This is a genomic window from Kocuria rhizosphaerae (assembly GCF_044462265.1).
Lineage (GTDB): Bacteria > Actinomycetota > Actinomycetes > Actinomycetales > Micrococcaceae > Kocuria > Kocuria rhizosphaerae.
This window is the reverse complement of sequence record NZ_JBISWL010000145.1, coordinates 51954-70004: the sequence shown is the minus strand read 5'-3', so window position 1 is coordinate 70004 and position 18051 is coordinate 51954. Positions and strand designations below refer to the sequence as shown.

Genomic DNA, 18051 nt, shown 5'->3' with positions numbered 1-18051 from the left:
GGCGATTCCTGGGTCGACGTCCCGGCGGTCAGCCGGTCGTCGGGGATCTCACGAGGAGATCAGTGCGTTCTCACGCAATGACGGTGATGTTCGCGGCCTGGGGACCCTTGGGGCCGTCCTGGGTCTCGAACTCGACGCGCTGGTCCTCTTCGAGGGCGCGGAAGCCGCCGGAGTTGATGGCCGAGAAGTGCGCGAACACGTCCTTGGAGCCGTCCTCGGGGGCGATGAAGCCGAAGCCCTTGTCAGCGTTGAACCATTTGACGGTGCCAGTAGTCATGTATGACCTGTCTCTCTGAAAAGCGGAGCTGTCCCCGACTGTCGGGGGCTCGAGCGTTGTGATGCCTGCCAAAACGTCTTCTCAGAAAAACTGCTGCGCCCGGATTCGGGACGAACTGCCTGACATACAAAAACGAAACTTCAACAACTGGTGATGACTCTACACGGGACGCCGGTATTCCGCTGTGGCCCACGTCACCCGGGGACGTGACACCGGGCGGCACCTCCGGACCGCCGAGAAGAGAAGGACACCCCCATGCCGACCTCCGGCCCCGCCCGCAACGTCCTCGTCACCGGCGCCGCCTCGCGGTCGCGCATTCCGAATTATACTGTGGGACGTCTCAGCACCCCCGATCGATGGAGAGCGTGAACCAGCACCATGGGCCAATCGCCTGCGAGAGCCGGGTCGTCCGACGACCCGGGCGACAGTTGTCCTGCACCGACAACACCTGACCACCGCCGCAGGCTCCGGCCCGGCTCCTCATGTCCGGGGGTGAGCTCCCGATGATCGGAGCGGTCCTGACCCTGCTCTTGGGCATCGTCGTGATCCTGGCGATCATCGCCGCCAACGGGTACTTCGTGGCCCAGGAGTTCGCCTACATGTCGGTGGACCGCGCCAAGCTCGGCGCCCGCGCGGAGGCCGGCGACAAGGCCGCCCAGCGTGCCCTCAAGGTGACCCGCCGCACGTCGTTCATGCTCTCGGGCGCCCAGCTGGGCATCACCGTCACCGGTCTGCTCATCGGCTACGTCGCCGAGCCCATGGTGGGCGAGTCCCTCGGCGTGCTGCTCGGCGGCGCCGGGGTGCCGGCCGCCCTGAGCATCTCGGTGGGCACGGTGGTCGCCCTGGTCGTGGCCGCCGTCGTGCAGATGATCTTCGGGGAGCTGTACCCGAAGAACCTGGCGATCGCCAACGCCGAACCGCTCGCCCGCGCTCTCGCCCGCTCGACGACGATCTACCTCGCGCTCTTCGGGTGGCTGATCACCGTGTTCGACCACGCCGCCAACGCCCTGCTGCGTCTGGTGCGCGTGGAGCCGGTGCACGACGTCGACACGACCGCGACCGTGGAGGACCTGGAGCGCATCGTCGCAGACTCCCGGGAGAGCGGGGACCTGCCCGAGGAGCTGTCGGTGCTCATCGACCGCATCATCGACTTCCCGGACCGGGACGTCGAACACGCCATGATCCCGCGGTCACAGGTCGGCATCGTCACCCCGGACACGACCGTGGGCGAGCTGCGCGTCCTCATGGCGGCCGAGCACACCCGCTACCCGGTGATCTCCGAGACGGAGGAGCCCCTCGGCGTCGTCCAGCTGACCGACCTGCTCCGCGGCGGAGCGCCGGAGGGCGCCTCGGTCTCGACCATCATGGCGCCACCGCTCGTGCTGCCGACGCTCATGTCGCTGCCCGACGCGCTGACGCAGCTGACGCGCTCGCGCCACAAGATCGCCTGCATCATCGACGAGTACGGCGGTTTCGCCGGCGTCCTGACGGTCGAGGACCTGGCCGAGGAGCTGGTCGGGGAGATCACCGACGAGCACGACGACGAGCCGCCCGCGACCATCACGCCCGAGTCCGGGGACACTTGGCGGATGAGCGGTGACATCCACGTCGACGAGGTAGAGCGCGCGGTCGGTCACGAGCTGCCCGAGGGCGACTACGAGACGATCTCCGGGATGCTCATCGCCCACCGCGGGGAGTTGCCGTCCGCCGGGGACGTGGTGCGGGTCGAGCTGCCCGACGACCCCCGCGACCTGGTCCTGGAGGAACCGGTGCACCGGGTGCTCGACGTCGAAGTGCTGGAGCTCTCCCGGCACGTGCCCAGTGAGCTGCTCGTGCGGCTCGTGGAGACCACGGCCGAGGACACCGGCCCGGCCGATGACACCGCCGCCCGGCCCGAGACCAAGGCCGAGGCCGCGGCCGAGAGCGAGGGGGACCGATGACCGATCCACTGATCGTCACCGCCGTGACCGCGCTGCTCATCGTGCTCAGCGCGTTCTTCGTCGTCGTCGAGTTCTCCCTGCTGGGTGCGCGCCGCCACCGGCTCGAGGCCGAGGCCGCGACCAACCGCTCCGCCCGCGCGGCACTGCGCGGGATCAACGAGCTGACCATCATGCTCGCCGGCGCGCAGCTGGGCATCACCGCCTGCACGTTCGCCCTCGGTGCGGTCACCAAGCCGGCGGTCGACGCGTGGCTGAGCCCCGTGCTCGCCTCCTGGGGGGCGCCGGAGGGACTGGCCGACGGCACCGCCTTCGGCCTCTCCCTGCTGTTCGTGACCTTCCTCCACCTGGTCGTGGGCGAGATGGCGCCGAAGTCCTGGGCGATCGCGCACCCGGAGACCTCGGCCAAGCTCATCGCCGTGCCCTCGCGCGGCTTCATCTGGGTCGTGCGGCCACTGCTGAGCTGGGTCAACGCGATCGCCAACCGGCTGGTCGCGGCCAGCGGTGTCACCCCGGTGAACCGGGCGGCCGTCGGCGGCCAGGACGTCGACACGATCCGGCACCTCGTCGATCACTCCGCCTCGGTGGGCGCCCTGGACGCGTCTTTCCGCACCCACCTCTCCGGCGTCCTCGAGCTCGAGCAGCTCACCGTCGAGGCGCTGATCGCGCCGGACGGCGCGCCGACCACGGTTCCGGCCGGGGCCACGGCCGGCCATGTGCAGGAGGCCGCCGCCCGGTCGGGGCACCTGCGCGTCCTCGTGACGGCCCCCGACGGCGGCACCCCCGGCGTCGTGCACGTGCGCGACACGCTGCTCGAGCCGCTGGGACGGCCCGTCCGGGACCTGGCCCGCCCGGCGTTCGCGCTCGAGGCCGACACCCCGGTCTACGAGGCCCTGACCCAGATCCGGGCGGCCGGTGAGCAGCTCGCCGCCGTCATGCGCCACGGCCGCTTCGTCGGGGTGATCACCCTCTCCGACGTCCTGCGACGCGTCCTTCCCCGAGAGCTCACCACGGAGAGGCACACCGGCACGTGAGCGGACGGGCGCCGACATCCACGGCCCCGAGCACGAAGGCCCCCGGGTCAGGACGAGTTCGTGGTACCCCCGGTGCCCTGGCGTCCCTTGCGCAGCCCGATCTCGTAGGACGTGACGGCGATCAGGGTGACGGCCACCAGCGGGAGGACGAACCACGCCATGACGGCCGTGAACCCCTCCAGGGAGTCGTGCGCGGTGGCGGCGAGAACGACGTAGCCGGTGTACGCCAGGTACAGGGCCACGAACAGGGCGCCCTCCCAGCGGGCCACCGCGAAACCGGTGAAGGCGACGGGCAGCAGAGCGAGGGCGGCGGCCAGCATCACCGGCATGTCCAGGGCCACCGCGGCACCGGACACCGGGATCCCGCCGGAGGCGATCAGGGCCGGCAGACCGAGCACCACCCCGATGTTGAAGATGTTGCTGCCCACCACGTTGCCCACCGCCAGATCACGTTCACCGCGGCGAACCGCGATGATCGAGGTCGCCAGCTCGGGCAGCGACGTGCCGACGGCCACGACCGTCAGGCCGACCACGAGGCTGCTGACCCCCAGGGTGGTGGCGATGTTCACCGCGCCCTCGACGAGCAGCGTGGCACCGGCCACCAACAGGGCGACCCCGAGCACCACGAACAGGACGGACCTGCCGGCCGGGGCGGCCGGCGGCTCCTCGTCCTCCCCGGCGACATCGGCAGCCGGTGGGCCACCGGCCGGCCCGCCGGCCTGGGCCGGGGCGTTCGCCCGGCGCCGGCCGAGAACGACCGTCAGCACCGTGTGCGCGACCACGGCGCAGAACAGGATCACTCCGTCCACCGCGCCGATCCGCCCGTCCAGGGACACGAGCAGCAGTCCGACCGACAGAGCGAGCATCAGGGGCAGGTCGAAGCGCACCAGCCGCTGCTTCACGACCAGGGGGAGGACCAGGGCTGAGAGCCCGAGGATGAGCAGGACGTTGACGATGTTGCTGCCCACGACGTTGCCCACGGCCAGGCCGGGTTCATTGCGCAAGACGGCGCCGACGGTGACCGCCAGCTCGGGCGCGGACGTGGCGGCCGAGACCACGGTGAGCCCGACCACCAGCGAGGAGATCCCCACGCGTCTCGCCAGGGACGACGCCCCCCGCACCAGGAACTCCCCGCCCAGCACCAGCAGCACCAGCCCGGCCACGATCCGTCCGACGTCCAGAACATCCATGGGCAGGAGTGTACGGACCGCGCCCCGGCCCCGAAGGCCCCCGTCGAGAGGCATGTCCCGGCCGCGACCGCAGCACGGTCTCCTGGCTGTGGGCGTCCAGCAGGGTCAAGCCGTCGACGGAGGCGAGCGGGTCGTCGACGGCGATGACGGGTTCCTCACCCACCAGGTGCAGGCGCACGGTGAGCCCGTCCAGGTTCAGGGCTGCTTCAAGACGTCGCTCCGCGCGTGGCGGGACGTCGGACACGGGGGGCTCCGTCTTGTTTCGGGAGGCTGTTCTCGGAAGGCGGGGTGGTGCCGTCGCCGGCAATGGTGCGGTCCGGCGGGGACGCGGGGCCCAGGACGGCGAGCAGATCCCCGATCTCGTGGGCGGAGAGGGTGGGGTGCCGGAAGTGCTGGTGCTCGTCGATGGTGTAGTGAGTGCGGCGACCGAGCTTGCGCCGGGTGATGAACCCGCCCTCCTCGAGGTCCTTGAGGATCATCAAGGCCGCTCGTTCGGTGATCCCCACCTGGGTCGCGATGTCGCTGACCCGAACGTCCCCGCCCCGGGCGATGACCAGAAGAACGTGGCCGTGGTTGGTCAGCAACGTCCAGGACGGGCGCCGGGACGGATCGTGGTGTTCCACCCCTGGTCCGGCGGAGTGGCCCCGGGCAGGGGACGAGGTTCCGGTCGCACCGGGGTGGGAGCTGGAGGGCAACGTCGGGGGTCCTTCCCGTCGGAGATGGCGGTGCTACGACTCGGTCGGTTCGTGGGAGCGCGCAGGGTGGCGTACGGGGGCTGAGGGGCTGCTCCCGCCCGCGTGCACCCCGGCGGGACTACTGCAGCGACGGGGCAGGGCCCAGGGAGAGGAGGCCCACGGCGACCACTGACGCGGCGGCGGCGAGGAACCCGGTCGAAACGGCGATCAGTCCCCAGGGGCGTGGCCGCCTGGAGTGCCGGGGGTCGGGGGTCGGGGTGGTCATGACATGCCTTTCGATCGGGGTGACCGGTGGTCGTTGACGGTCCTCGGAGCTGGTGGCGCCTGTTCGTGGGGCTGCGGTCCCTGCTCGACCTGCCCGGGCGCCTCGTCGAGAGGTCGGGGGTGTTGGGGGTGCGGCCGAGAGCTGAGGCACCGCTGCCTTCGGGGGCGCACCGTCGGGGACGGCATCACAGCTGGGCCAGTCTGCGAGAGCGCGCCGGGCGGTGCACGCTGAACGTGGCGCCGCCGACCTCGGCCACGAGCACGACCTCGGGTCCGTGCCACACCGTGGGCACCGGAACCTCCGCCGGGGTGACGATCACGGCAGCTCCGATCTTGTGGGCGGCGTGGGCCAGGGCGATGGCTCGCCCCTGCTCGGCCCGGTGGGGCGAACAGGTCCGGTGCCACACCACCTGCACCCGGGCGGAGATCCCCGCTCTCTCCACTGTCGCGCGGACGCGAGCGGCGACGGCCTCGGCCTCGCGCAGCGCTTCCCGGCGGACCCGGGCGGCAATGACGGCGTCGGCGGTGAAGGCCGAGCGCAGCATCGGCACCAGCAGCAGCAGCGGCGCGCCCTCCTCGGCGGCGATCCGTACCGCGCAACGTGCCACGGTGACGGCCTCGGGTCCGTCGGTGATCACCGCAGCCACGGGACGGCGAGGGGCGAGGGCTGTCATCGGAGGTTCCTTTCGTGGCGGTGGGCCTGCTCGGCGTCGCGGGTGGACTCGTGCGTCCGGCCCTCCTGGTGCCGGGCCGGGGAGCGGGACGGCCGGCGGCGGCCCCAGACGGGCTCCAGGGCTGCGTTCTCCACCTCGGTCGCGATGTGGAAGGGCGGATTCGCCGGGCTCGGCAGCGCCCGGCGGCCCTGTCCCCGGGTGGCGCGCAGACTCAGGACGATCGAGACGGTGATGATCATGGCCACCACGGCCAGGGAGATCGGAGTGGGGATGTAGACGATGTCGATCTTCAGCAGCATCTTGATGCCCACCCAGATCAGCACCAGGGCCAGGCCGGTCTTCAGGTAGATGAAGCGGTGGATCATGTCCGCCAGCAGGAAGTACATGGCCCGCAGCCCCAGGATCGCGAACGCGTTGGCGGTGAAGACGAGGAACACCTCGTCGGTGACGGCGAAGATCGCCGGAATGGAGTCGACGGCGAAGACGACGTCGGTGACCTCGATGAGCACCAGCACCGCCAGCAGCGGAGTGGCCAGAAGCACGCCGTTCTTCCGGACCAGCAGCTTCTGCCCGTGGTAGGCGTCCGTCATGGGCACCCAGCGGCGGAAGGCGCGCAGGACCGCGGAGTTCTCGGGGTCCAGGTGCTCTTCGCGCTGACGGATCATCCGGTACCCGGTGTAGAGCAGGAACGCGGCGAAGACGTAGAGGATCCAGGAGAAGTTCTGGATCAGCACGGCACCGGCGGCGATGAAGATCCCGCGGAAGACCAGCGCGCCGAGCACGCCCAGGAACAGCACCCGGTGCTGGAACGCCCGGGGCACGGCGAAGTAGCTGAAGACGATGGCCCAGACGAAGACGTTGTCCACCGCCAGGGACTTCTCGATCAGGTAGCCGGCGAAGTACTGCTGGCCGAATTCAGCACCCCAGACCCACCAGATCAGCACGCCGAAGGCCACCCCGAAGGCTACCCACACCCCCGACCAGGCGGCGGCCTCGCGTACACCGATGACGTGGGCGCGGCGGTGGGCGAACAGGTCGACGGCCAGCATCACCACGATGAATCCCAGCACCGCGACCCAGACCCAGAACGGGACATCCATGAGAAAAACACCTTCCGGTTGTCAGAAACGAACCGGAGGTCTCTCCCGGCCCTCACGGGCCCGCCTGCCGGGCCCTCGCGGACCGTAATGACGACACGACGTCGGTGGGATACTCCCCTCCCCAGTTCAATAAGTGAACCAGATTTCACCTATTTTGACAAGGCGCGCCGCCGGCCGCTCTCAGGGAAAGTCGATGCACGTTCGGGTGCCCCCGCAATCCCCGCTCCGCGCCATTCAGCGACCCGCGCCCAGGGCAGGGCTGCGGGTCCTGCGCAGGGTGGGCCGGACCGGGCGAACGCCCCGGACCCGCCGCCGGCCCGCCGAAGAGGCGCGCCCGACCGCGGGCCCCCGCGCTGACACTTCCGCCGGGGCGCGACCCACGGGCCGGCCGGCCGTCCCCCGGGCAGAGTGACGCTGCTCGAGGGACGGCCGGCGTCGTCGTCGGTCCGGTGCGGGCCGGTTACCGGTTCTCGGTCCGGCGGCGCAACAGCATCATGGCGGCACCGAGCCCCAGCAGGACCGCACCGGCCAGCAGGACCGCCATGACGTCGGCGCCCGTGGAGGCCAGGGGTCCCACGCCGGCGTCGATGTTCAGACCCTGCACGGCTGCGGCGTTCACGCCGTGGGCCGTCGGCCCGGAGACGGTGCCTCCGTGCACGGCTCCGGCGGACGTCGCCGCGAGGCCGGTCGCCCCGCTCGAGCTCACGGTCACCGTGCGCTCACCGGTGTGCGCCGCCACGGCGCCGGAGCGGTTCGCCCCGGCCGCCGTGGCGACGGACGGGGTGGTCGGCGCACCGTTGACGGCACCCTGACCACCGGCAGCGCCGGCGGGACCGTCAGAGGCGCCCTCGGGTCCCGCGGGAGCGGTGCCGCCGACGACGACGTCGCCCTCGAACTCACTCTGGCCACCGGGGGCACCGGGGCCCTCGTCAGAGCCGTCTCCGGTCGCCGGCAGATCAGCAGGCTCCGGCGCCACGACCGGGTCGTCGGCTCCGAGGCCGAGGCCGGCGGCAGCGGCCACGTCAACGGCAGCGGCCACGTCAGCGGCGGTCTCCTCGGCGGGGGTCACGGCCCCGTTGGCGCCGAGACCGAGCTGGGCATCGGCAGCAGCGGCGGTGGTGCCGTCGCCGACGGTTCCCGCCGCGGTCAGGGCCGCATCGCCGGCGGCGCCGACACCGGTCCCTTCGACCACGGATCCGGTGGCGTCCAGGGCGAACTGGGCGTCAGCGGTGGTGCCGTCGTTCACGGCGCCGAGCTGGATGACAGCCGCGGCGTCCGCCGCGACGTCCCCGGCGCCCGCAGCGGCGAGGGTGGCGTCGCCGGTGACGACGACCTCCTCCGTGGCGACCGGGGTCGTGGTGCCCACGTCGAGATCAACAGCAGCGTCGACGACTGCGGCGGTCTCCTCGACAGGGGGCACCGTCCCGGCCGCGCCCAGGCCCAGCTGCGCGTCAGCGGCACCGCTCGTGCCGTCGAGGACGGGGGCGGACACGGTGGCCTCGGCGGTGGCCTCGGCGGCGCCGGCGACCTCCTCGGGCGTGGCCGGGGCCGTGGTGCCGACCGCGAGGTCGGCAGCGGCAGCCGCGCCGGCCGCCGTGCCGGTGGCCGGCTCGTTCACGCCTGCGAGACCCAGCTGGGCGTCGGCAGCCGCCGCGACGGCCGCGTCGCCGCCGGCCACGACCTGCTCCGTCACGACCGGGGCCGTGGCGCCCGGTCCCGGATCGGCGGCGACCGACACGTCGGCGACGGCCACGGTCTGCTCGACCGGAGCCTCGGCCGCAGCGGTGTCGACCGCCAGCTGGACGTCGGCGACGGCCGCGATGGTGCCCTCGCCCACGGTGTCGGCGGCCAGGGTGGTGTCGGAGGTGACGGCAACCTGTTCCGTCACGGCCGGGGCGTCGGTTCCCACCGTGAGGTCCGCGACAGCCGTCGCGTCGACGGCGGTGGCGCCGTCACCCGTGGTGCCGGCCGGGGCGAGGGCCGCCTCGGCGACGGTCGCCACGGTGGCCTCGGCCGTGGTCTCCGCGGCGGTTGATTCGGACGATCCGATGATCGCGATTCCAGTGGCCAGGGCGAAGCCGAACAGGCCTCGCCGGATGTTCTCGTACATGATCGCTCTCCTGAGCTGATGAGGTGGTGTCCGCGCCGGAGCGCCGGACAAGGGCCTGCTGCTGCCCGGAAACGGGCAGCGCGGCACTCATCAGTCAGGGGTGGAGCCGGGCTCGAACACCGGGGCAGCCGGGGGCCGGCCCACGCCGCCGAAGAACGCCTCGTCCTGCGCAGCGGCCAGCTGCGGGAAGAGCGTCAGGTAGGAGAGGTCGGCAGGGTCCCCGGGCCGGGCGTCGGGTCCGGCACCACGCAGCGGCGGGCCGGATCCCCCGGCGGACCCGGCCCAGGTCGTGGACCCGGGACCGGGCACCGCCGCACCGCCGGCCGCGGAGAACGCCTGCACGTCCGGCGGGGCCGGGACGGCGGTCAAGGTCACGGGAGTCCCCGTGCCGTCGCGGGAGTGCGCGAGACCGGCCAGGAAATCGGCGGAGCTCGCCCCGGCACCCCGCGCGAAGGTCGCCGCATCGCTGGATGCGGGTGGCTGGGCGACGACGGGGTCACCGACGGACACCGTGTCCGCGCCCTGGGTCTGTGGCCGCGCCACGGCAGTCTCCGCGGTCACGGCGGCGGGCAGGTTCTCCACGGCGACGGGCGCCGCCGTCTCACCCGGAAGGGCAGGTCCGACAAGAGCGGGGACACCCTCGACGGTCCGGGTGACCGGCGCGGACGGCAGGGCCTCGTCGACCACCGGAGCGGCGTCCACGACGCCCTCCACGATCGCCGGAGGCGCCTCGACGACCGGGGCGGGGACGGGGAGGGCCTCCCACACCACTGCGGTGACGGGCTCGGCGACCGCCCGCACGGTGTCGACGGGGTGCTGCACGGTGTCGACGGGGTGCTGCACGGTGTCGACGGGGTGCTGCACGGTGTCGATCGCGTGCTGCACGGTGTCGGCCGGCTTCTGCACGGCGGCCACCGGGTTCTCGGCGAGGCCGGTGACCGGCTCGACCGGCAGCGCCTCGACGACCGGGGCGGAGACGACGACCTGCTCCACCGGCGCCGCGGCCGGATCGAGGGTCACCTCGACCACCGGGACGGGATGCGGCTCGAGGGTCACCTCGACCACCGGCGCGGTGGCCCGGGCCACGTGCTCCACCGGCGCCGCGGCCGCGGCACCGGGACCTGCGAGAAGAGCCTCGGCCGGAGCGGCTGCGGTGCTCGCCGCCTGCACGGGCTGTGGGACCCCACCGACCGGCGCCGGCTCGGGCACCTTCCGGGTGACGACCGCGGCCGTGTCCTCGACGGACAGGGTGGAGGGTGCCTCGACCGCGTGAGCTCCGGTGGCGCCCAGGACCATCCAGCCGACGGCCGCGCCGCCGGAGGCGAGGGCGAGGCGCACGGAGGTGATCAGCGATGGACGTCGCGGGGTCTTCACGGGCGCACCTCCCCTCGTTTCGCACGGCCTGGATCGGGCCTGTACCGCCCCCATTATCAGCCTCATGATCATGCAAAATCAATGAGTTCTGCACGGCCGACGCGGGATGTCCGGGGCAGCCCCGGCCCCAGCCTCCACACCACCCGAGACACCCAGGAGCAGTCCATGACCGTCAACACCGCACCCGAGCCGGAGACGTCGCCGGGCCCCTCGCCGTGGTGCCGGCCGAGGTCCGGATCATCAACGCCGACGGCGGGACGGCCACCCTCGCCGTGAGCACGCTGCACCGCCGCGCCACGGATCTGGAACAATGATGCAGCGACAGCCGAGCCCGCAGGAGCACGGCACGGGCCCGGAAGGCGTGGAGGGGTGAGGGTGGGACGAGTCCTGGGAAGTCCCGTCGACGACCACACACGGTGCGTCCACTACCGGACGGCGCTGGACGTGGTCGCGATCAAGTTCCGGTGCTGCCGGGAGTACTACCCTTGTCATCTGTGCCACGAGGAGACCGCCGGTCACCCGGCAGTGCAGTGGCCGGCCGAGGAGCAGGACGCCGCGGCGGTCCTGTGCGGGGTCTGCCGGCACGAGCTCTCCGTCCGGCACTATCTGGAGGCGGACGGCTGTCCGCGGTGCGCGGCACGGTTCAACCCGCGGTGCCGCCTCCACGCCCACCTGTACTTCGAGCCCGCGCGGCGGAACTGACGCGCACCGTGGCGCGGGTGCGGCCCGTGCCCGGCACCCGGCGCCCGGCACCGGATCAGCGCACGACCGATGAGCACGACCGATCAGCACGACCGATGAGCACGACCAGGGAAGGAGGACCCGTGTCGATCAGGCACCCGCTCCGCAACCCGCCGCGCCGCGACGAGCCCTCCGCCCCGCCCCGGCACTCGGGGATCCGGCTGACGGGCGTGACGGTGACCCGGGAGGGCCAGGACGTCCTGCGCGACGTCGAGCTGTCCCTGGACGAGCACCGCATCGCGGTGATCGGCCTCAACGGGTCGGGCAAGTCCACCCTCGTGCGCCTGCTCAACGGGCTGCTGCTGCCCACGACGGGCACGGTGGAGGTCGGCGGGCTGACCACGGCCGAGGACGCGAAGCGGATCCGGCGCGAGGTGGGATTCGTCTTCCAGAACCCCGAGAACCAGATCGTGATGCCCCTGGTGGCCGAGGACCTCGCCTTCGGGGCGAAGAACCTGGGCCTGCGCGGCGCGGCGCTCACGGCACGGGTGGACCAGGTCCTCGAGCGCCTGGACATCGCCCACCTGCGCGAGCGGGAGTCCCACGCCCTGTCCGGGGGCGAGAAGCAGATGGTGGCGCTGGCCTCGGTGCTGGTCATGGAGCCGACCACGATCGTCTTCGACGAACCGACGACCATGCTGGACCGGCGCAACCGGCGGCTCCTGCAGCGCACCATCGACGAGCTCGACCAGCGGGCGATCGTGGTCACCCACGACCTGGAGATGATCTCCGCCTACGAGCGCACCGTGGTCGTCCACGAGGGCAGGATCGCCTTCGACGGCGCCTCCGCCGAGGCCGTGGAGTTCTACTGCGGGATCAGCGACCGATGACCACGCCCACAGGCCCTCTGACCCGCATCCCGGCCGGGTACAAGTTCGCCGCGTTGTTCGTGATCAGCATCGTCCTGTACGCGGTTCCCCACCTGGGCGCGCAGCTCGCCCTCTTCGCCCTCGCCGTGGTCGCCGCGGGGCTCACCCGGGTCCCGGTGGCCCGCCTGGCCCGGATGCTGGCCGGCCTGCTCCTCATCGTCGGGATCGTCTTCGCGACCCTGGCGCTCACCTCCGGCTGGGAGGCGGCGACGGTCTCGGCGCTGCGGCTGCTCAGCCTGTGCCTGTTCGCCTACTCCCTCACTCTGACCACCACGTTCAGCGAGATGCTGGCCCTGTTCGAGCGGCTGCTGGGCCCGACCCGGCACCTCGGGCTGAACCCGGCCCAGATGAGCCTGGCGCTGTCGATGACGGTCCGGTTCATCCCGGAGATCCGCAAGCAGTACCTCGACGTCCGCGAGGCGCAGTTCGCCCGCGGCCTGCACAACAGCCCGGTCGCCGTGCTCGTGCCCCTGCTCGTGCGCACCCTCGAGTCCGCCCAGGAGATCTCCTCGGCCCTCGACGCCCGGTGCTACGACTCGGCCCCGCCACCGCGGCGCGCCGGCCCGCGCCCGGACCAGCGACCGCGGCGCGCCACCGGCGCCACCTCCGACTGACCGCTTCCCCTCCCGCCCGCTCCGTCCGAAGGAACCCATGGCCACCGACAGCTCGCAGTCCACCCAGAACACCGTCCTCGTGGCGGTGTTCGCCGCCCTGATCGCCGCCCTCGGCCTGGTCCCCCCGATCACGGTCGGGATCATCCCCGTGCCCATCACCCTGCAGACCCTCGGCGTGATGCTCGCCGGCGCGCTGCTCGGGCCGGTCCGCGGCATGCTCGCCGTCGTCGTCCTGGAGGTCCTGGTCCTGGCCGGGCTCCCGCTGCTGGCCGGAGGCCGGGGCGGATTCGGCGTGCTGCTGGGCCCGACCGGCGGCTACCTGATCGGCTGGATCCCCGCGGCCCTGGTCATCGGCCTGATGGTCAAGTACTGGGCGCTCCGGCGCACCGGCCGGGCGGCCCGCTTCGGAGCCGTCCTGCTCAGCGTGGTCGTCGGCGGGATCGCCGTCATCTACGCCTTCGGCATCCCGTGGACGGCCGTCGTCACCGGTCTGCCGCTGTCCACCTCCGCCCTGGGCGCCCTCGTGTTCGTTCCCGGGGACCTCCTCAAGGCTGTCGTGGCGACGCTCGCGGCGATCAACGTCCACCGCAGCTACCGCCGCCTCCTGGGCGGGGTGCAGACCGCCTCCCGCTGACACCCGGCCGACGGCCCGCCGACCTCCGGCGGGCCCCCGCGCCGCACCCGCGGCGGGGAACCCACCACCGAGGACGAGGACATGCCCTTCCTGGACCGCGTGAACCGCTGGGCCGAGGCGTGCCCGGGGGAGCTCGCCGTCGTCTGCGGAGACGACCGGCTGAGCTGGCGCGGGCTGCGCACCGCCGCCGCCGCCCTCGCGGCCTCGGGGGAGCCCACGGGGATCCTCCGGCAGGGCAACGGCGTGGACTTCGCCGTCCGGTGGGCGGCGGGAGTGGCCGGGCAGCGCGAGTGCGCCGTCCTCGACCCGCTCTGGCCGGACGAGCTCGCCGAGGAGGTCCGGCGGCGCTGCGCGGCACGGCGGCCCGCCGCTCCCGCTCCCGCGACGCTGCGCGACGGCGACCCGGCGTCCTCGTTCCTGATCGGCCTGACCTCGGGCACCACCGCCGTGCCCAAGGGCTTCGCCCGCAGCCGCGGCTCCTGGCGGCGCGGCTTCGAGGCCTCCGTGGAGCACTTCGGCCTCCGGGCCGGGGACCGTGTGCTGGCCCCCGGTCCGCTCTCGGCGAGCCTGAACCTCTACGCCCTGTCCGAGTGCCTGTACGCCGGGGCCGCCTTCGCCACCCTGCCGCGCTTCGACGTCGCCGCCGCCCACGCGGAGATCACCGGCCGCGGCACCACCCGCCTGGTCCTCGTGCCCGCCATGCTGCGGGTCCTCGCGGAGCGGGGCCTCGCCGCCGGGGTCGACGCCGGCGGGCTGACGGCCATCGTGTGCGCGGGCCAGAAGCTGGACCGCGCCACGCTGGAGGCCGCGCGCCGCTGGGCCCCGAACGCGGTGGTCTGGGAGTACTACGGCGCCGCCGAGCTCGCGTTCGTCGCGGCCCGGTGCCACCGGTCGGGCGAGCCCGCCGGGCCGATCGGCACCTCGGTGGGCACCGCGTTCCCGGGCGTGGAGGTCGCCGTCCTCGACGACGACGGCCGCCCGGTCCCCGACGGGCAGGCCGGCACGATCTGCGTCCGCTCGGACCTGGTCTGCGAGGGCTACCTGTGGGGCGACGACGGCCAGGCCTTCGGCGAACTCGGCGGCCTGCACACCGTCCGGGACCGGGGCCTCCTCCGCGACGGGCAGCTCCACGTGCTGGGCCGGGCCTCGGAGATGATCAATACCGGCGGGCACAACGTCTACCCGCACGAGGTCGAGGCGGCCCTCGCGTCCGTGGCCGGAGTGGCCGACGTCGTCGTCGCCGGACTGCCGGACGGGACCCGCGGCGAGCGCGTGGTGGCCGGGGTCCTCCTCGCCCCCGGCCGGCCGACCCGCGGGGAGCTCCGCTCCGGCCTGGAGGGTCGGCTGGCGCCCGCCAAGCGCCCGCAGCAGTACGTGGAGCTGCAGGAGCTGCCCCTCACCGCGAGCGGCAAGCTCAGCCGCCGGCTCTTCCGCGACTGGGTCCTCGAAGGAGATCCCCGTGCCCGCCCGCTCGGCTGACCCCGCCGCTCCCCTGCTGGTGCTCGGCCGCCGCACTCCCCTGGCGCGCGCCGGGAGCCTGCTCGACGGCGTGCCCGTCCACCGCCTCCTGGCCCCGGTGCTCCGGTCCCTGCTGGCGGACACGGGCCTGGACCCGGAGCGGCTCGCGGACGTGGTGGTGGGCAACGCCGTCGGCGCCGGGGGCAACCTCGCCCGGCTCGCCGCCCTCGAGGCCGGGCTGCCGCTCTCCGTGCCGGGACTGACGGTGGACCGGCAGTGCGGATCGGGGCTCGACGCCGTCGTGCTGGCCTGCCGGCTCGCCCAGGCCGGCGCCGGCCGGGCCTTCCTCGCCGGCGGGGCGGAGAGCATCAGCACGGCACCGCTGCGCGGACGACGCCGGGAGGACGGCGAGGTCGAGTTCTACCGCCGCGCCCGGTTCGCCCCGGAGCACCTGGGCGACCCCGACATGGGGGCGGCCGCGGAGACCGTCGCCCGCGAGCACGGGATCGGCCGGGAACGCCAGGACGCCTACGCCCTGCGCAGCCACCGGCGGGCCCTCGACGCCGCCGGGGCGGGGCGGTTCGAGGACGAGCTGGTGCCGGTGGCCGGGCCGCGCGGCGAGGTGCGGGCCGACAACGGCCCGCGGCGGGCGCTGACCGCGGCGCTGCTGGCGCGCTTCCCGGCGGTGTTCGAGGCCGGCGGGACGGTCACCGCCGGCAACTCCTGCGGCGACGCCGACGGCGCGGCCGCCGTGCTCGTCACGGACCCGGCCACCGCCCGCGGGCTGGGCCTCGGGACAGGGCTCGCCTTCCGCGGCGCGGCCACGGCCGGGGTGGACCCGGCGCGGCTGGGCATCGGCGCCGCCGTGGCCGCCCGGCAGCTGCTCCACGAGCAGGGCGTGCCCGTGGCGGCGCTGGCCGCGGCCGAGTTCAACGAGGCCTTCGCCGGGCAGGTGCTGGCCTGCGTCGACCTCCTGGGCCTCGACGAGGCCGTGCTCAACGCCGAGGGCGGCGCTCTCGCGCTGGGCCACGCCTACGGCGCCTCCGGTGCGGTGTCCGTGGTGCGGCTGCTCGCGCGGTCACGGGACCTGCCCGAGGGGAGCCTGCTGCTGGCGATGATCAGCTCCGCCGGCGGCATCGGCACGGCGGCCCTGTTCGAGAAGGTCGCGCTGCGGCCCGCGGCCTGAGTGCGACTCCGGTCGGCAGCCGCGAAGCGGTACCGTCGTCGTCCGGGTGGCCCGGCGGACGTCGCCCCGCGGTGACCTCGACGGTGTGCCCGCCGACGTCGAGGTCGTCGGGCGGTTCCGGCCACCACCGGCCCATCGTGCGGTCGGCCGGGCTGACGCGTCGGCAGGAGGTCCGTCGCCCCCAGGGGGTCAGGACGAACGGGACGAGGTCCAGCCCAGAGCGCGTGAGATGCCGGCTCCGGCCATGCGCACCGCCGGGAGCGCCACCCGAGGCGTCTTGCCGTCGTTGGGCAGGAGGACAGACAGCGCCGCGACGACCGCGCCCTGGTCATCACGGACAGGAACGGCGACCCCGGAGACGCTTTCGTCGATCCACCCGTCCGTCCGGGCGTAGTCCTGCAGGCGGACCTCGGCCAGGATGCGACCGAAATCGGCGGTGCTGGTCGGAGTCCGGCTCGTGTACCGGGGCGGCACCGTGGCCAGGACCGCCTCCTGGGTCGCCGGGTCGGCGAACGCCGCCATGACGAGCCCGGGGGCCGTGATGACGGCAGGCAGCCGCCCGGCGACCCTGGTGATGTTGACGACCGCGTCCGGCACGGAGAGACGTTCGATGTAGAGGATGTCGACCCCGTCCAGCACGGACAGCTGGGTGTGCTGCCGGATGACGTTCTGCAGGTCCTCCATGTAGGGCAGAGCCGAGTTGCGCAGGCTCAGCGTGCGTGACTCCCGCGAGGCGAGCTCCCAGAGGCGCACCCCCGTCCGGACGCCGCCGTCCGCCTCGTCGAGGAACCCCACCTCGATCAGCTCGTTGATGAGCCGATACGTGCTCGCGGCCGGAAGGCCGGTCCTCCGGACGATCTCGGCGCGGCTGAGCGTGGACCGGCCGGCGTCGAAGGACTCGAGAACCTTCACCACTCTGCTCAGGCCCGTCTCCCCCGGTGTCCTGCGCTTCATGTCACCATCGTGGCACGGGCGGGGGTCACCGCGGGGTGCTCAGTCGCGCCGACTCGGTCTCCTCGCACCGTCCGGCCCGCCGGAAGTGCTCCAGCAGGACGTCGACCACCTCCTGGGGCCGGTCGAGGTTGGGCGAGTGGCGCGAGCCGATCCGCTCGATGACGGCCCCGGGAAGTTCCTCGGCGATGTGCTCGGGCCAGTCCCGCTCGAACAGCTCGTCGTGCGTTCCCGCGACGAGCATCGTGGGCGCCTGGGCTCCGCGCAGGCCCACCGGCCACGGATCCGCGGTCTGCTGCTTCAGCGGCTCCGGCACCGGCAGGGCCGCCGAGGCCACCGCGCGGTAGTGGCCCGGCTGCGTCGCCGTGGCATGACGGGCCGCCAGCTGGGCGTCGAAGCCGTCCTCCTCCGCCATGAGGAAGCGCAGCACGCGCGCGAGATCCTCCCGGCTCCCGTCCCACCGGCCGAGCTGGTCGAGCATGACGGCCGTCTTCCACGGTCCTCCGGAGCCCCCGATGGACGTCACCGAGCGCGCCCTGACCGAGCGGTCCGGCGGGCCGGCCAGCAGCCTCAGTGCCACGGATCCGCCGAAGGATGTCCCCACGACGTGCACGGGTTCCGTGATCCCGAGCGCGTCGAGCAGATCTTCCACCTGCTGGATCCTGGGCTCGTACGGGGAGCGGTCGAAGAACGAGACCTTGTCGCTGCCGCCGAAGCCGAGGAAATCCGGTGCGATCACGCGGTACCGCTGCGCCAGCAGCGGGATGCACCGTGACCAGCTGACATCGCTGGAGCCGCCCCACGCGCCGTCGTGGAGCAGCAGCACCGTGTCGGGGTGCTCGTCGCCGGCCTCCAGGAAGCGGGTGACGAAGCTTCCGGTCCGCACGTGCCGGACGGCCCGGTCCTGCCGGTCTGTCCCTCTGTCGAGATCATTCATCGTCCC

General features: G+C 73.2%; 18 protein-coding genes. 8 read left to right on the top strand and 10 right to left on the bottom strand.

Translation table 11 applies throughout. The features are described from left to right. Nucleotides 1-70: 70 nt before the first annotated feature. The gene (gene cspE, locus ACH9EU_RS17275) at nucleotides 71-277 is read right to left on the bottom strand and encodes a transcription antiterminator/RNA stability regulator CspE (RefSeq protein ID WP_396415137.1); all 207 of its coding nucleotides are present in this window, start codon (nucleotides 275-277) and stop codon (nucleotides 71-73) included. Nucleotides 278-780: 503 nt separating this feature from the next. Here cspE and ACH9EU_RS17270 point away from each other — a divergent pair. Both ACH9EU_RS17270 and ACH9EU_RS17265 read left to right on the top strand, forming a co-directional pair. Then, nucleotides 781-2217 carry a CNNM domain-containing protein gene (locus ACH9EU_RS17270; protein WP_396415136.1) on the top strand — a complete coding sequence of 479 codons (1437 nt, stop codon included), beginning with the start codon at nucleotides 781-783 and terminating at the stop codon, nucleotides 2215-2217. Continuing rightward, entirely contained in the window at nucleotides 2214-3248 is a 1035-nt protein-coding gene (locus ACH9EU_RS17265; RefSeq protein WP_396415135.1) for a CNNM domain-containing protein, read from the top strand. Before ACH9EU_RS17270 ends, ACH9EU_RS17265 begins: the two co-directional genes overlap by 4 nt. A gap of 47 nt (nucleotides 3249-3295) precedes the next feature. Here ACH9EU_RS17265 and ACH9EU_RS17260 read toward each other — a convergent pair whose 3' ends face one another. From ACH9EU_RS17260 to ACH9EU_RS17230, 7 genes are all read right to left on the bottom strand, one after another. Then, nucleotides 3296-4438: a calcium/sodium antiporter gene (locus ACH9EU_RS17260; RefSeq protein ID WP_396415134.1), complete on the bottom strand. Its 1143-nt coding sequence runs from the start codon at nucleotides 4436-4438 to the stop codon at nucleotides 3296-3298. A gap of 206 nt (nucleotides 4439-4644) precedes the next feature. Continuing rightward, nucleotides 4645-5061, bottom strand: a complete 417-nt coding sequence (locus ACH9EU_RS17255; RefSeq protein WP_396415133.1) for a MarR family transcriptional regulator — start codon at nucleotides 5059-5061, stop codon at nucleotides 4645-4647. Between the two features lie 190 nt (nucleotides 5062-5251). Further along, the gene (locus ACH9EU_RS17250) at nucleotides 5252-5398 is read right to left on the bottom strand and encodes a hypothetical protein (RefSeq protein WP_396415132.1); all 147 of its coding nucleotides are present in this window, start codon (nucleotides 5396-5398) and stop codon (nucleotides 5252-5254) included. 184 nt (nucleotides 5399-5582) lie between these two features. After that, complete coding sequence (locus ACH9EU_RS17245) at nucleotides 5583-6071, bottom strand: hypothetical protein (protein WP_396415131.1); 489 nt, start codon at nucleotides 6069-6071, stop codon at nucleotides 5583-5585. Next, nucleotides 6068-7171, bottom strand: coding sequence for a TerC/Alx family metal homeostasis membrane protein (locus ACH9EU_RS17240; protein WP_396415130.1), 1104 nt, complete (start codon nucleotides 7169-7171; stop codon nucleotides 6068-6070). The genes ACH9EU_RS17245 and ACH9EU_RS17240 overlap by 4 nt, the downstream gene beginning before the upstream one ends. A 460-nt stretch (nucleotides 7172-7631) precedes the next feature. Beyond that, nucleotides 7632-9281, bottom strand: a complete 1650-nt coding sequence (locus ACH9EU_RS17235) for an LPXTG cell wall anchor domain-containing protein (RefSeq protein ID WP_396415129.1) — start codon at nucleotides 9279-9281, stop codon at nucleotides 7632-7634. 90 nt (nucleotides 9282-9371) lie between these two features. Further along, a complete protein-coding gene (locus tag ACH9EU_RS17230; protein WP_396415128.1) occupies nucleotides 9372-10655 on the bottom strand; it encodes a hypothetical protein in 1284 nt (427 codons plus the stop codon). A 375-nt stretch (nucleotides 10656-11030) separates the two neighbouring features. Here ACH9EU_RS17230 and ACH9EU_RS17225 point away from each other — a divergent pair, with 375 nt between their 5' ends. The 6 genes from ACH9EU_RS17225 to ACH9EU_RS17200 all read left to right on the top strand — a co-directional run bounded on the left by ACH9EU_RS17225 (nucleotide 11031) and on the right by ACH9EU_RS17200 (nucleotide 16157). Further along, nucleotides 11031-11357 carry a CHY zinc finger protein gene (locus tag ACH9EU_RS17225; protein ID WP_396415127.1) on the top strand — a complete coding sequence of 109 codons (327 nt, stop codon included), beginning with the start codon at nucleotides 11031-11033 and terminating at the stop codon, nucleotides 11355-11357. A gap of 122 nt (nucleotides 11358-11479) precedes the next feature. Further along, complete coding sequence (locus tag ACH9EU_RS17220; protein ID WP_396415126.1) at nucleotides 11480-12226, top strand: ATP-binding cassette domain-containing protein; 747 nt, start codon at nucleotides 11480-11482, stop codon at nucleotides 12224-12226. Continuing rightward, nucleotides 12223-12879: a CbiQ family ECF transporter T component gene (locus tag ACH9EU_RS17215; protein ID WP_396415125.1), complete on the top strand. Its 657-nt coding sequence runs from the start codon at nucleotides 12223-12225 to the stop codon at nucleotides 12877-12879. Before ACH9EU_RS17220 ends, ACH9EU_RS17215 begins: the two co-directional genes overlap by 4 nt. A gap of 37 nt (nucleotides 12880-12916) precedes the next feature. Continuing rightward, the gene (locus ACH9EU_RS17210; RefSeq protein WP_396415124.1) at nucleotides 12917-13513 is read left to right on the top strand and encodes a biotin transporter BioY; all 597 of its coding nucleotides are present in this window, start codon (nucleotides 12917-12919) and stop codon (nucleotides 13511-13513) included. Between the two features lie 81 nt (nucleotides 13514-13594). Further along, nucleotides 13595-14992, top strand: a complete 1398-nt coding sequence (locus tag ACH9EU_RS17205) for an AMP-binding protein (protein ID WP_396415123.1) — start codon at nucleotides 13595-13597, stop codon at nucleotides 14990-14992. Continuing rightward, nucleotides 14973-16157, top strand: a complete 1185-nt coding sequence (locus tag ACH9EU_RS17200) for an acetyl-CoA C-acyltransferase (protein ID WP_396415122.1) — start codon at nucleotides 14973-14975, stop codon at nucleotides 16155-16157. The genes ACH9EU_RS17205 and ACH9EU_RS17200 overlap by 20 nt, the downstream gene beginning before the upstream one ends. Nucleotides 16158-16346: 189 nt before the next feature. Here ACH9EU_RS17200 and ACH9EU_RS17195 read toward each other — a convergent pair whose 3' ends face one another. Beyond that, nucleotides 16347-17111, bottom strand: coding sequence for an IclR family transcriptional regulator domain-containing protein (locus tag ACH9EU_RS17195; RefSeq protein WP_396415121.1), 765 nt, complete (start codon nucleotides 17109-17111; stop codon nucleotides 16347-16349). A 25-nt stretch (nucleotides 17112-17136) separates the two neighbouring features. Then, complete coding sequence (locus tag ACH9EU_RS17190) at nucleotides 17137-18045, bottom strand: alpha/beta fold hydrolase (RefSeq protein ID WP_396415120.1); 909 nt, start codon at nucleotides 18043-18045, stop codon at nucleotides 17137-17139. Nucleotides 18046-18051: the final 6 nt, after the last annotated feature.